The sequence below is a fragment of the Paraburkholderia acidiphila genome, assembly GCF_009789655.1.
Lineage (GTDB): Bacteria > Pseudomonadota > Gammaproteobacteria > Burkholderiales > Burkholderiaceae > Paraburkholderia > Paraburkholderia acidiphila.
Genome location: NZ_CP046909.1, coordinates 315072 through 326753 on the forward strand (window position 1 = coordinate 315072; position 11682 = coordinate 326753).

Sequence of the window (11682 nt, forward strand, 5' to 3'; positions counted from 1 at the left end):
GCAAGTGTACGAAAAAGTGCGAAAAAAAACCCGCCGGGGCGAACCGCGGCGGGTCACGTCGTCCGTTTCAGGGAAACGGATCGAGAGGATCGGCTCGTTGAAGCTGCTGCGCTTACTCAGCAGCCGGCGTTTCTTCGCCTTCAGCAGCCGCCTGGGCGCCAGCCGGCACGGGTGCCGACACCACGACCGGGTTTTCGCTTTCCACGTGCGAGACGAGCGTCACGCCTGCGGGCAGGGTGATGTCCTTGGCGTGCAGCGACTGGCCAGCTTCGATCTTGGCGAGGTCGACTTCGATGAATTCCGGAAGTTGGCCCGGCAGGCACTGGATTTCGATTTCAGCCAGAACGTGCGAGATGATCGCGCCACCCGTCTTCACAGCCGGGTTGCTTTCCTGGTTCATGAAGTGCAGGGGCACCTTCGTGTGGAGCTTCTTGCTCGGATCCACGCGCTGGAAGTCCACGTGCAGCACGAGCTGACGGAACGGGTGGTATTGCACGTCGCGCAGCAGAACTTGTTGCGACTTGCCGGCCACTTCGAGGTCGAGGATCGACGAGTGGAAGGCTTCCTTCTTGAGGGCGTGCCACAGCGCGTTGTGATCGACTTCGATCAGTTGCGGCTCGGCGCCGACACCGTAAACGATGCCAGGGGTCTTGCCAGCAATGCGCAGGCGGCGGCTCGCACCCGTACCTTGCAGGTTACGCTCGAAAGCGATGACTTTCATTTGATTCTCCAATGCACTGCCCGCGACCAGGCAGTAAAACGGGGCCTTTCCAGCAATTGCCTTTGCAGGCCCCAAGCTATGCAGCGCGAACCTTCGTCCGTTCGCGCCGATTACGTGCAAAAGCGCGGCGTTCTTGCGAACACCGCGCCTTGCGCGTCAATTCTGATCAGCTTTCCGCGAAGAGCGACATTACCGAGTCGCCGCGACGGATACGCGAGAACGTTTCGGCAAGAAGGCCCGCGCTCGTGAGCGAGCGGATCTTCGCGCACGAACGCGCTTCGGCGCCCAGCGGAATCGTGTCGGTCACAACCAGTTCGTCAAGCGCCGAAGCCGCGATACGCTCGCCTGCGCCACCCGAGAGAACCGGGTGCGTGGCGTAAGCGAAGACCTGCTTCGCGCCGCGTTCCTTCAGCACTTGCGCTGCCTTGCAGAGCGTGCCGGCGGTGTCGACCATGTCGTCCATGATCACGCAGGTGCGGCCTTCGACTTCACCGATGATGTTCATCACTTCGGCGACGTTCGCCTTCGGACGACGCTTGTCGATGATCGCGAGATCGCAGCCGAGTTGCTTGGCGAGTGCACGCGCACGCACCACGCCGCCGACGTCGGGCGAAACGACCAGCAGGTTCTCGTAGTTCTGCTTGCGCAGATCGCCGAGCAGCACGGGCGTTGCGTAGATGTTGTCGACGGGAATATCGAAGAAGCCCTGGATCTGGTCGGCGTGCAGATCCATCGTGATGATCCGCTCGACGCCCGCGATTTCCAGCATGTTCGCCACGACCTTCGCCGAGATGGCGACGCGCGCCGAACGGGGGCGGCGGTCTTGACGGGCATAGCCGAAGTAGGGGATGGCTGCGGTGATCCGGCCTGCGGATGCGCGCTTGAGCGCATCGACCATGATCATCAGTTCCATCAGGTTGTCGTTGGTCGGCGCGCAGGTCGACTGAAGGACGAAGACGTCCTTGCCGCGCACGTTTTCCTGGATTTCGACCTGGATTTCACCGTCGGAAAAGCGGCTAACCATAGCCTTGCCGAGGGGAATACCGAGGATCTTGACGACTTCCTGGGCAAGCGCGGGATTTGCGTTGCCAGTAAAAACCATCAGGCCGTCATGGCTGCTCATCATGCACCTGCTGCGGACTTGGGGGGGCGAGAGGAACTACTTAGGCGAACTGCCCTGGGTAACCCACAGAGCGAACTGCCTGGAATTTTTGGCAGGGGAGGAAGGACTCGAACCCTCGCATGCCGGAATCAAAATCCGGTGCCTTAACCAACTTGGCGACTCCCCTACACTCAACTTCGAGCCTGGTTGACCGGTAGGTCGATCAACCACGCAAAACTATGCCGCGAAAGCGAAGAGTGGATGCGTATTCAGACTCGAGGCTACCGCGCTTCTCCAGTCCGGTTGTTCCGCAAGCAGTTTGGCTTGTGCCGATTCTGCTTCGGACCGACTGGCGAATGCTGCAAAAACGCTGGCACCCGATCCGGTCATCCGCGCTGGTGCGATGCTGTTCGAGACACCCTCAAACCATCGAAGCACCTGCGCTACTTCCGCGTATTTTCCTGCGACAACTGCTTGCATATCGTTATGGCCGAAGCTTTCTGGCCATCCGTTCTGCGTTGCTTGCTGTGCAAGAAAGACTGCTATTGTGCAGGCCTTTGTGTCCCTTGTCAACGACTTTTCTGAAAAAATCTCAGCAGTAGGAACATGAACCCGCGGCGTCACAACCAGAAAATGACGCGGGGGCAATTGTACAGCCTCCAATGCTTCACCAACACCCTCCGCGAATGCATTTTTCCCGAACACGAAGAAGGGTACGTCCGCGCCCAGCTTGAGTGCGAGCGCCTGCAGTTCTTCGCGCGGCAAGTTCAGCTTCCAGAGGCGGTTGAGCGCGAGCAGCGTCGTGGCCGCGTCCGAACTGCCGCCGCCGAGACCCGCGCCCATCGGCAGGCGCTTTTCGATATCGATCTCGACGCCCTCGCTCGTGCCCGTATGTTCCTTGAGCAGCGTTGCCGCGCGCACGGTGAGATCGTGCTCGGCAGGCACGCCTTCCACTTCGACGGTGCGTGTGATGCGGCCGTCCAGGCGGCGCGTGAAATGCAGCGTGTCGCCCCAGTCGAGCAACTGGAATACGGTCTGCAGATCGTGATAGCCATTGGGACGGCGACCCGTGATGTGCAGGAAGAGATTGAGTTTCGCGGGCGCTAGGCAGTCGCGCAGCGAGTCCTGGGTTTCGATCATGATGCTTTACGGATGATGCCTGGGTACTGGCCGGCGCATGCCGGCCAGATATTGCTGATGAGGACAGTAACCGGCTCGCTTACTGATCGAGCACGAGCTTGATCTGGAGCGGCGGCTCTTCGCGCGTGAGATTAACGCGCTTCACGCCCGCGCCCGGCGCGTCGGCATAGGCGACGTAATCGATGGTCCAGCCGTCCTGTTCGATCTGCGAAAGCCGTTGCGGATTCTGCGGGTCGGGTGTGGTGCGCGCGTGCGATGTGGGCGCAACCGATGGCTGCAGCCAATAGCGCAGCCCTTCCACAGGCAGTGCGAAGCCCAGCGCTTGCTGCATGAGCGTGCTCACATTGTCGGCCGTGAGCGGCTGGCGGTTAGGCAGTTCCAGCGTGGCTTGCGACGGCGCGGAAGTGACGAGCGCGAGCGTTTGGCCGAGCGGATTGAGCAGTTGCAGCGTCACCGTCGAATCGGTCTCGTGCCAGTCGAAGTTGCCGTACGCATTGCGTTGCTGGCCGTTCTGGTCGACGTATTGCACAGCGAAACGGCCATGATAGGCGCGGGTCGTCTGCGTAGTGAGCGAGGTCGTGGCGTTCGAGGTGGACGGCTGGCGCGGCGGCTGTTGCGTGGCGCAGCCCGTGAGTACGAGGAGCGCCGCCGCCGCTGCGCCAAGCGACGCGCGCCGCATGAAGCGGGCAGCGCGCGCAGCGGTTACGGCCTTTGGGGGAACCGAGGTGAAAAAATCTGCCATTAGAGATCGTTGACCTGAAGGCGCTTGAGCGTTTTCAGGAGCGTGTCGTTGTCGGGTTCGAGCTTGCGGGCCTCGCGCCACGCGGCGCGTGCGCCGTCCTGGTCGCCGTTCTTCCAGAGCACTTCGCCGAGGTGCGCGCCAATTTCCGCGTTCGGCTGAAGACTGTAGGCCTTGCGCAAGAGCTTGATGGCGTCGGCATTGTCGCCCAGGCGGTATTTCACCCAGCCCACGCTGTCCATGATGAACGCGTCGTCCGGTGCAAGCGACGAGGCCTTTTCTACCAGCTTGTCGGCTTCCTGCAGGCGCTGGTTGCGGTCCGCGAGCGAGTAGCCGAGCGCGTTATAGGCCTGCGGATTGTCAGGCTGCGTCTTGATCAGCTTGCGCAGTTGCGCTTCCATGACGTCGTAATGGCCGTTCTTTTCCGCGGCCATCGCGTAGTCATAGGTGAGGTCAGGGTCGTCCGGGAAGTCGGCGGTCGCCTTCGCGAGGCGTGCCTCGGCTTCCGGATAGCGCTTCGCGTCGAACAGGATCGCGGCGTCGGTGCGCGCGATCAGCGCCTGGTCGCGCGGATCGTCGGCCTGAATGCTCGCGAGCTGGCGGCGCGCGTCGTCGGTCTTGCCTTCCTTGTCGAGGATCTGCGCGCGCGTGATCTGGGCCGGCACGTACTGCTGGCTGTTCGGCTGGATCTTGTCGAGCCACTTCTGCGCGCCGGCGTCGTCCTTCTGCTCGACGGACAGTTGCGCGAGGTAGATATAGGCCTGACCGGGGTCCGCGGCCGGATTCTTCTCGGCCAGTTGCGCGTATTGCGTCAGATACTTTTGCGCTGCGTCGAACTTCTTCTGCTGCACGCTGATCAGCGCGAGCGCCATGAGCGGCATCAGGTCGGTTGCGTTGTCCTTGTGCAGGATCTCGAACTGCTTCTGCGCGTCGTCGAGGCGGTCGGCGGCGAGATAGGTTTGCGCGAGCGCAAGACGGCCTTCGCGCGACTTCGGATTCTGCTGGACGTACTTTTCGATCGACGCAATGCCTTCGGCGCGCTCCTCCGGCCCCATCTGCGCGAGCATCAGCGCGGCGGGAAGGTAGTCGGCCTTGAGCGCGAGCGCCTGCTCGAACGATTTGCGCGCGCCGGGCACGTCGTCAGCGAGCAGTTGCTGGCGGCCGATTGCGAGCTGCGCCTCGGGGCGGTTCAAGTCGTCCTTGAGCAGCGTCTTGAGCACATTCAGGCCACCCACGCGATTCGGACCGCGCGAAAGCAGAAGCTGCAACGAGAGGATGGCCTGGCCGCGGCTGTCGGCCGGCACTTTCGCCAGTTCGCGCGCGAGCAGCGGCTGGGCGTCGTCGGGCTTGCCGGCGAGCACGAGCAGCGAGGCGTCGAGTTGCGCGGCACGCTCGGAGTCGGGCGCGTACTGCTGCCAGAGCTGGACCGCGGTCAGGGCGTCAGAAGGGCTTTGCGCCGCGAGCGCGATTTCGGTCCCGCGCTGTGCCATGCGCGGATCGTGCGTGTCGCGCGCCAGTGCGAGATACGTTTGAAAGGCGGGCGCGGGCTGGTCGCGCTGCAACGCGATTTCCGCGGCGAGCACCTGAAAGACGATCTGGCTCGACAGCGGCACGCTCGGCAGATCCTTCTTTTCGTCGGGCGAGGCCGGACCGAAAGCGTCCGGCATGGTGACGGACGTGTCGTCAGTGTCGGGGGACGGATCCTGCGCATACGCGCTCGACGTGGTCAATGCCCAGGCCGTGAGAACCGCGGCGCCAACGAGGCGACGCGCGAAGGCGGCGGGCATGCGGGGCGTCGCGGGACGCTTCACGCACAGCTTAACGAAAGACAGTTCCATGGAATTCCGTCGAATGTTTCGGTCGATTGTAACGCGCTGGCTACAATACGCGCACAACGCGCACACACGTTTACGCAAGTTGCAGACCAACCCGGACCAGCATCGGAATCAGGCCGCCAGACATGCCAGAGTTGCCAGAAGTTGAGGTTACCCGAAGGGGGATCGAACCGTGGGTCGCAGGCCGCCGCGTTGAGCGTGTGGAGGTGCGCAACCCCGCATTGCGCTGGCCCGTGCCGGCCACGCTCGCCCGGACGCTGCGGGGCCGCACGATTCGTTCCGTTGGCCGGCGCGGCAAATATTTGCTGTTCGAGGTCGACGAAGGCTGGTTCATCGTGCATCTGGGCATGACCGGCACGCTGCGCGTACTGCGCAATCTGCCCAAGCCTCCGGCCGCGGAGAAGCACGACCACGTCGACTGGTTCTTCGACGACTTCACGCTGCGCTTTCGCGACCCGCGCCGTTTCGGCGCCGTGCTCTGGCACCCGCGCGAAGCGGGCGACGTGCTCGGCCATCCGCTGCTGGCGGGGCTCGGCATCGAGCCGTTCACACCGGCCTTCGACGGCGCGCTGCTCTTTCGCGAGACACGCGGGCGCAAGGTCGCCGTCAAGCAGGCGCTCCTTGCGGGCGACATCGTGGTGGGCGTGGGGAACATTTACGCGTCGGAGAGTCTGTTCCGCGCCGGTATACGGCCGACGACCCCGGCCGGGCGCGTATCGCTCGCGCGCTACGAACTGCTCGCGGACGCCGTGCGCGCCGTGCTCGCCTCGGCTATCGAGAAGGGCGGGAGCACGCTGCGCGACTTCGTTGGCAGCAACGGCCAGAGCGGCTATTTCCAGCTCGAATACTTTGTTTATGACCGCGCGGGCCAACCGTGCCGCGTGTGCGGCACGCCGATCAAGCAGATCGTGCAGGGCCAGCGTTCCACTTATTTCTGTCCGCGCTGCCAGCGTTGACCCGCAAGCTTCTCTATGTATCGAACATCTTCCGATTCCGCACCGCTTCCGGCGGGTGCCTATCCAAAGGAACTGCTCACCGGCTTTGCGCCGCGCCTGATCGCGTGGCAGCGCGAGCACGGCCGTCACGATCTGCCGTGGCAGAACACGCGCGACCCGTACCGCATCTGGCTCTCGGAAATCATGCTGCAGCAGACCCAGGTCTCGACCGTGATTCCGTACTACGCGCGTTTTCTCGAGCGCTTTCCCACGGTCGAATCGCTCGCCGCCGCGCCAGACGACGACGTGATGGCGCTCTGGGCCGGCCTTGGCTATTACTCGCGCGCGCGCAATCTGCACCGCTGCGCGCAGGTCGTCGCGCAAACCCACGGTGGCAAATTTCCGTCGACGGTCGAGGCGCTCGCGGAGCTGCCAGGCATTGGCCGCTCGACGGCGGCGGCGATCGCGTCGTTCGCGTTCGGTGCGCGCGAGACGATCCTCGACGGCAACGTGAAGCGCGTGCTCGCGCGCGTGTTCGGTGTGGAGGGCTTTCCTGGCGAAAAGCGCGTGGAGAACGCGATGTGGACGCTCGCCGAAACGCTCGTACCGGGTCCCAAGGCGAGCGACGCCGATGTCAGCGCGTACACGCAAGGTTTGATGGATCTCGGCGCGACGCTGTGTGGCCGAGGCAAGCCCGACTGCGCGCGCTGCCCGTTTGCCAGCGACTGCGTGGCGAACACGACGGGACGTCAGCGTGAACTCCCCGCCGCGCGTCCGAAGAAGACGGTGCCCACGCGGCGTACGTGGATGCTCGTGCTGCTCGACGGCGATGCGGTGATGCTGGAGAAGCGCCCGCCGTCGGGTATCTGGGGCGGTTTGTGGAGCCTGCCCGAGGCCGCCGATGAACCCGCGCTCGCCGAGCGCGCTCGCGACTTCGGCGTGACGCCCGAGCGTGCGGCGTCAAGCTCCGTGCTCGCGCCGCTTACACACACGTTCACGCACTTCAAGCTCGATATCGAGCCGCGCGTGATCGAACTGAAGCGCAACGCGGCTCCGCTCGAAGTGAACGATGGACAGAGCGCATGGGTGCCGCTCGGCAATATCGACGCGTATGGGTTGCCTGCGCCTGTGCGCAAGCTGCTCGACGGTTTGCGTGGACCGCTGATCTGAGTCAGCGGGAAAGCCGCATCAAAGCAACTGATGCTGCTGCATGTAGTGATGCACGATTTCGATGCGCGCACCCGCGTCGTTCAGCTCCATGAGCTTTTGACGTGCGCGCAGTGCGATCGGCAGCACCTCGGCGAGACGGTTCGATACCCACGACGGATCGTCGAAACGAAACGGCTCCGCAAACGGCAGGCTCGCGGCATCGCGCTCGCGAATCGTCGCGATGATGCGCTCGAGCACTTCCGCGCACGCGCCGAATTGCGCGAGCTGTTTGCCGCCTTCCAGCGGGATGTCTTCGGGGATCAGTTCGGCCATGCCGACTAGCAGGCCGTCGGCTTCCACGCGATGCGAGAGCAGGTGAAAGCGCTGCGTGCCATGCGCCTGGATGTGCAGCATGCCGACGGTTTCGACATCGCATTGCTCGATGAGCGCGAGGCAGCCAACGGATTCCGGCACGGCGGTTTCGTCGGGCAGTGCGACTTCGGCGCCGCTTTTGAGCAGACACACGCCGAACGGCGTGTGCTCGCGCAGGCATTCGCTCGCCATGTCCACGTATCGCGCTTCGAAGATCTTGAGCGGCAGCAGGCCGCCAGGGAAGAGCACCGTATGCAGCGGGAACAGCGGCAAATCGGCAAGCACGGCAGGAGACGAGGACATGGCGCAACGCTTTCGGTTAAGGGCCGCGCGATGCGCGGCCGGTTAGGCGATCAGCCGTGACGACTCTCCGACATCGAGAGGCGCGTCGCGGTGACGCACGATAACGTTCGACTCGCCGGCAAAGCGCGTGGCGAGCGTTTGGGCGATGAACACCGAACGATGCTGTCCGCCCGTGCAGCCAATCGCAACCGTGAGATAGCTGCGGTTGTCGGCGCGAAAATGCGGCAGCCACTTCGCGACGAACGCATAGATATCGTCGATCATTTCGTGGACGGCCGGCTGCGCTTTCAGAAAGTCGATCACGGGCTGGTCGAGCCCGGTGAGAGGACGCAGACGGGCGTCGTAATGCGGGTTCGGCAGCGTGCGAACATCGAATACGAGGTCCGCGTCGAGCGGCACTCCGCGCTTGAAGCCGAACGATTCGAACGTGAGCATCAGCGAGCCGCGTTCGCCTTCGACGAACACCTTCACCCACTGGCGCAGCGCGTTGGAACTCAAGTTGCTCGTATCGACCTGATGGCCGAATTCGGCGAGGTTCGAGACGAGTTCGCGCTCGTGCTCGATAGCCTCTTCGAGCGACTTGAGCATGCCCACGTTCGCGTCGTGCGCGGCCGAGCCCGACAGCGGATGGCGGCGACGCGTTTCGGAGAAGCGCTGGATCAGCGATTGCGTGCTCGCATTGAGGAACAGCACGCGTACGTCGTGGCGAAGCGCCAGGTCGCGGATCATCTCCGGCATGTCGTCGAACGACGAACTCGAGCGCGCGTCGATAGCGACGGCGAGGCGTTCGTAGCCGTCGTCGCTGAGATATTGCGCGAGTTGCGGAAGAAAGCGTGGCGGCAGATTGTCGACGCAGTAATAGCCGACGTCTTCGAGCGCGTTGAGCGCCACTGACTTGCCGGAACCCGAAATGCCGGTGATCAGGATGATACGCATGGGAGAGTCGATGAACCCGATTGGGTCATCATAGCATCCGATCCGCGCACCTGTATTGGCTCTCCGGGCCGCAGGGGCTTGTTTCGAGGGCGCGCGCGGCGTGCTTCGCGCACCTCGCCGGCCGCGCGCCTCCGGGCGTCAGATCAGCTTGCCGGGAAACTGGCTGTCGGGGTCTTGCATGGCAAGACGCTGGCGGTCCATGAAGTCGCGCAGCGTGTCGATACCGCGCAATTGCAGGATCGTGTTGCGTACGGCAGCCTCGACCAGCACGGCGAGGTTGCGGCCCGCGGCCACCTGGATCGTGACCTTGCTGATGGGCAGGCCGAGCACGTCCACGGTCTGGCTCTCCAGCGGCAAGCGCTGGAACTCGCCGTCCGGGCGGCGCACGAGCTGCACGATGAGCTTGAGCTTCATCTTCCGGCGCACGGCCGTTTCACCGAAGATCGTCTTGATGTCGAGCAGACCCAGGCCGCGCACTTCGAGCAGGTTCTGCAAGAGCGGCGGGCAACGGCCTTCGACGAAATCGGGGCCGAGGCGCACGAAGTCCACGGCGTCGTCGGCCACGAGGCCATGGCCGCGGCTGATCAGTTCCAGACCCAGTTCGCTCTTGCCGAGGCCCGAGTCGCCCGTGAGCAGCACGCCCATGCCCAGAATGTCGAGAAACACGCCGTGCAGCGTCGCGCGCGGCGCGAGAATGCGCGACATGTAAAGGCGCAGGCTGTCGATGACGGTGGCCGCCGACATCGGCGTGGTGAAGAGCGGGGTGGACGAACGCGTGCAACGCAGCACCAGTTCGGGCGGCGCGGTCATGCCGTCGGCGACCACGAGGAACGGCGGCTCGAGCGCGATCAGCTCGGCCATGTGGCGCGAGCGGTCTTCGTCGGTCTGGCGCTGGTAGTAGTGGATTTCGGCGTCGCCGAGCACCTGGATGCGGTTCGGGTGGATGAGGTTCAAGTGACCGACGAGGTCCGCGCTCGCCGTGGCCGTGGCCACCGTTTCGGTCGAAAAGCCGCGTTCCCAGCCTTCGTGCCCCGTCAGCCAGCTGAGTTTCAGCGTGGTGGCGTTGTCGTCGAAGATGCTTTGGGCGTTGATGCTGGAAGTGTCCATGAGTCGGTGACTCCGCGAGATGACTCGCTTAACGGCTGACTAGATTGTGTGACCCGGATGGATCGCGGCTGCCCGCGCTCGGCGCTTCACCCCTGCAACGAGCGTCGGGCGCGCGCCTTTTGGCCGCGTTATATCGCGACCGCGCCCCGCACGACGCCGCACATTACATCAAGGTTGCCACTGGGTGAGCAGGCGATGCAACGTTTCGCGGTCTTCTTCCGTATGCAGTCGCTCACGCGTTTCGCGATCCGACAACAGTTGTGCGATCTCGGACAGGATTTCAAGGTGCTGCTGCGTGGCCTGTTCCGGCACGAGCAGGAAGATGAGGAGCGAGACGGGCTGGCCGTCTGGCGCTTCGAAGGCGATCGGCTCGGCAAGGCGCACGAACGCGGCTTGCGGCTGCTTCAGGCCCTTGATGCGGCCGTGCGGGATCGCGACGCCTTCGCCGAGGCCCGTGGAGCCGAGGCGCTCGCGTGCGAAAAGATTGTCGGTAACCGTGCTGCGGGCGATGCCGTTCTGGTTTTCGAAGATCAGGCCAGCCTGTTCGAAGACGCGTTTCTTGCTGGTAACGGACAGGCCGACGACGACGTTCTCGATGGGAAGTATTTTGGCTAAACGATTCATGTTTGCAGGCGAAAACGTGGCCTGAATGCTCCACACCCCGACCGCTGCCCGCTTTGGCGGCAGCTTTGGATCTGGCGACGAAGCCCGGTGCCGGGACCGTGGGGACCTGTTGGTGCGTTAGACCCCGTAATACGACTGGACCATTATAGAACAAGCGTCCATACCGATGGTGCGATGCGCCACGCATGAGCGCAACCCGCGTTCCCCGGTTGCACCCAGCGGTAAAACCCTGCATTGCGCCTGCTCACGAAAAAGCCGCCCGGTTTGGGCGGCTTCGCTTCGAGGGGCGGAGGATCAACTATCGACTCCAGCCCCGGTTCATGGCGCAGATTGCCACAAGGAACATTGTGGGATCACTGCGGCGGGATTTCGATGATGGGCGCAGGCTGATGCTTGATCGCCTCATGTTGATGTCCCTGCACGCGGTCCTTGTGACGTACGACCTGGCGGTCGAGCTTGTCGACCACGAGATCGATGGCGGCGTACATGTCGCCGTTCGCGCTCTCCACAAAGATGTCCTTGCCTTTCAGATGAAGGTTCACTTCAACCTTCTGTCTCTTATCCTTTTCCTTATGGTTGTCGACCGAGAGGACCACATTGCCATCGATTACCTGATCGAAATGTCTTAGCACCCTGTCCAGTTTGGTGATCACGTATTCTCGCAACGCTGGCGTTACTTCGAGATGGTGTCCACTGATCTTCAGATTCATAGTGCTTCT

General features: G+C 63.4%; 12 protein-coding genes and 1 tRNA gene. 2 read left to right on the forward strand and 11 right to left on the reverse strand.

Annotation, left to right across the window (positions count from 1 at the left end):
- Nucleotides 1-112 precede the first annotated feature (112 nt).
- The 6 genes from FAZ97_RS01475 to FAZ97_RS01500 all read right to left on the reverse strand — a co-directional run bounded on the left by FAZ97_RS01475 (nucleotide 113) and on the right by FAZ97_RS01500 (nucleotide 5540).
- Nucleotides 113-721: a 50S ribosomal protein L25/general stress protein Ctc gene (locus tag FAZ97_RS01475; protein WP_158756859.1), complete on the reverse strand. Its 609-nt coding sequence runs from the start codon at nucleotides 719-721 to the stop codon at nucleotides 113-115.
- 166 nt (nucleotides 722-887) lie between these two features.
- Nucleotides 888-1844, reverse strand: coding sequence for a ribose-phosphate pyrophosphokinase (locus FAZ97_RS01480; RefSeq protein ID WP_158759011.1), 957 nt, complete (start codon nucleotides 1842-1844; stop codon nucleotides 888-890).
- 89 nt (nucleotides 1845-1933) lie between these two features.
- Nucleotides 1934-2010, reverse strand: a tRNA-Gln gene (locus FAZ97_RS01485).
- A gap of 50 nt (nucleotides 2011-2060) precedes the next feature.
- The gene (ispE, locus tag FAZ97_RS01490) at nucleotides 2061-2963 is read right to left on the reverse strand and encodes a 4-(cytidine 5'-diphospho)-2-C-methyl-D-erythritol kinase (protein WP_158756860.1); all 903 of its coding nucleotides are present in this window, start codon (nucleotides 2961-2963) and stop codon (nucleotides 2061-2063) included.
- A gap of 79 nt (nucleotides 2964-3042) precedes the next feature.
- Nucleotides 3043-3642: a lipoprotein insertase outer membrane protein LolB gene (gene lolB, locus FAZ97_RS01495; protein ID WP_158759012.1), complete on the reverse strand. Its 600-nt coding sequence runs from the start codon at nucleotides 3640-3642 to the stop codon at nucleotides 3043-3045.
- A gap of 62 nt (nucleotides 3643-3704) precedes the next feature.
- The gene (locus tag FAZ97_RS01500) at nucleotides 3705-5540 is read right to left on the reverse strand and encodes a tetratricopeptide repeat protein (RefSeq protein WP_158756861.1); all 1836 of its coding nucleotides are present in this window, start codon (nucleotides 5538-5540) and stop codon (nucleotides 3705-3707) included.
- A gap of 122 nt (nucleotides 5541-5662) precedes the next feature.
- Between FAZ97_RS01500 and mutM the strand changes: the two genes are divergently transcribed.
- Both mutM and mutY read left to right on the forward strand, forming a co-directional pair.
- Nucleotides 5663-6493 carry a bifunctional DNA-formamidopyrimidine glycosylase/DNA-(apurinic or apyrimidinic site) lyase gene (mutM, locus tag FAZ97_RS01505; RefSeq protein ID WP_158756862.1) on the forward strand — a complete coding sequence of 277 codons (831 nt, stop codon included), beginning with the start codon at nucleotides 5663-5665 and terminating at the stop codon, nucleotides 6491-6493.
- 15 nt (nucleotides 6494-6508) lie between these two features.
- Nucleotides 6509-7642: an A/G-specific adenine glycosylase gene (gene mutY / locus FAZ97_RS01510; protein ID WP_158756863.1), complete on the forward strand. Its 1134-nt coding sequence runs from the start codon at nucleotides 6509-6511 to the stop codon at nucleotides 7640-7642.
- Nucleotides 7643-7660: 18 nt separating this feature from the next.
- Here mutY and FAZ97_RS01515 read toward each other — a convergent pair whose 3' ends face one another.
- From FAZ97_RS01515 to hpf, 5 genes are all read right to left on the reverse strand, one after another.
- Entirely contained in the window at nucleotides 7661-8296 is a 636-nt protein-coding gene (locus FAZ97_RS01515) for an LON peptidase substrate-binding domain-containing protein (RefSeq protein ID WP_158756864.1), read from the reverse strand.
- 42 nt (nucleotides 8297-8338) lie between these two features.
- Complete coding sequence (gene rapZ / locus FAZ97_RS01520) at nucleotides 8339-9232, reverse strand: RNase adapter RapZ (RefSeq protein WP_158756865.1); 894 nt, start codon at nucleotides 9230-9232, stop codon at nucleotides 8339-8341.
- A gap of 138 nt (nucleotides 9233-9370) precedes the next feature.
- Nucleotides 9371-10339, reverse strand: coding sequence for an HPr(Ser) kinase/phosphatase (gene hprK / locus FAZ97_RS01525; protein ID WP_028201859.1), 969 nt, complete (start codon nucleotides 10337-10339; stop codon nucleotides 9371-9373).
- Nucleotides 10340-10507: 168 nt separating this feature from the next.
- On the reverse strand, nucleotides 10508-10963 hold the full coding sequence (gene ptsN / locus FAZ97_RS01530; protein WP_028201860.1) for a PTS IIA-like nitrogen regulatory protein PtsN: 456 nt from the start codon (nucleotides 10961-10963) through the stop codon (nucleotides 10508-10510).
- A 353-nt stretch (nucleotides 10964-11316) separates the two neighbouring features.
- A complete protein-coding gene (gene hpf, locus FAZ97_RS01535) occupies nucleotides 11317-11673 on the reverse strand; it encodes a ribosome hibernation-promoting factor, HPF/YfiA family (RefSeq protein WP_028201861.1) in 357 nt (118 codons plus the stop codon).
- Nucleotides 11674-11682 lie beyond the last annotated feature (9 nt).

What these genes read in the sequence shown, in the direction of transcription:
- hprK (WP_028201859.1), bottom strand. Translation starts at nt 10,339, where the DNA reads ATGGACACTTCCAGCATCAACGCCCAAAGCATCTTCGACGACAACGCC.
- FAZ97_RS01500 (WP_158756861.1), bottom strand. Translation starts at nt 5,540, where the DNA reads ATGGAACTGTCTTTCGTTAAGCTGTGCGTGAAGCGTCCCGCGACGCCC.
- lolB (WP_158759012.1), bottom strand. Translation starts at nt 3,642, where the DNA reads ATGCGGCGCGCGTCGCTTGGCGCAGCGGCGGCGGCGCTCCTCGTACTC.
- ptsN (WP_028201860.1), bottom strand. Translation starts at nt 10,963, where the DNA reads ATGAATCGTTTAGCCAAAATACTTCCCATCGAGAACGTCGTCGTCGGC.
- FAZ97_RS01515 (WP_158756864.1), bottom strand. Translation starts at nt 8,296, where the DNA reads ATGTCCTCGTCTCCTGCCGTGCTTGCCGATTTGCCGCTGTTCCCGCTG.
- FAZ97_RS01475 (WP_158756859.1), bottom strand. Translation starts at nt 721, where the DNA reads ATGAAAGTCATCGCTTTCGAGCGTAACCTGCAAGGTACGGGTGCGAGC.
- rapZ (WP_158756865.1), bottom strand. Translation starts at nt 9,232, where the DNA reads ATGCGTATCATCCTGATCACCGGCATTTCGGGTTCCGGCAAGTCAGTG.
- FAZ97_RS01480 (WP_158759011.1), bottom strand. Translation starts at nt 1,844, where the DNA reads ATGAGCAGCCATGACGGCCTGATGGTTTTTACTGGCAACGCAAATCCC.
- hpf (WP_028201861.1), bottom strand. Translation starts at nt 11,673, where the DNA reads ATGAATCTGAAGATCAGTGGACACCATCTCGAAGTAACGCCAGCGTTG.
- ispE (WP_158756860.1), bottom strand. Translation starts at nt 2,963, where the DNA reads ATGATCGAAACCCAGGACTCGCTGCGCGACTGCCTAGCGCCCGCGAAA.
- mutM (WP_158756862.1), top strand. Translation starts at nt 5,663, where the DNA reads ATGCCAGAGTTGCCAGAAGTTGAGGTTACCCGAAGGGGGATCGAACCG.
- mutY (WP_158756863.1), top strand. Translation starts at nt 6,509, where the DNA reads ATGTATCGAACATCTTCCGATTCCGCACCGCTTCCGGCGGGTGCCTAT.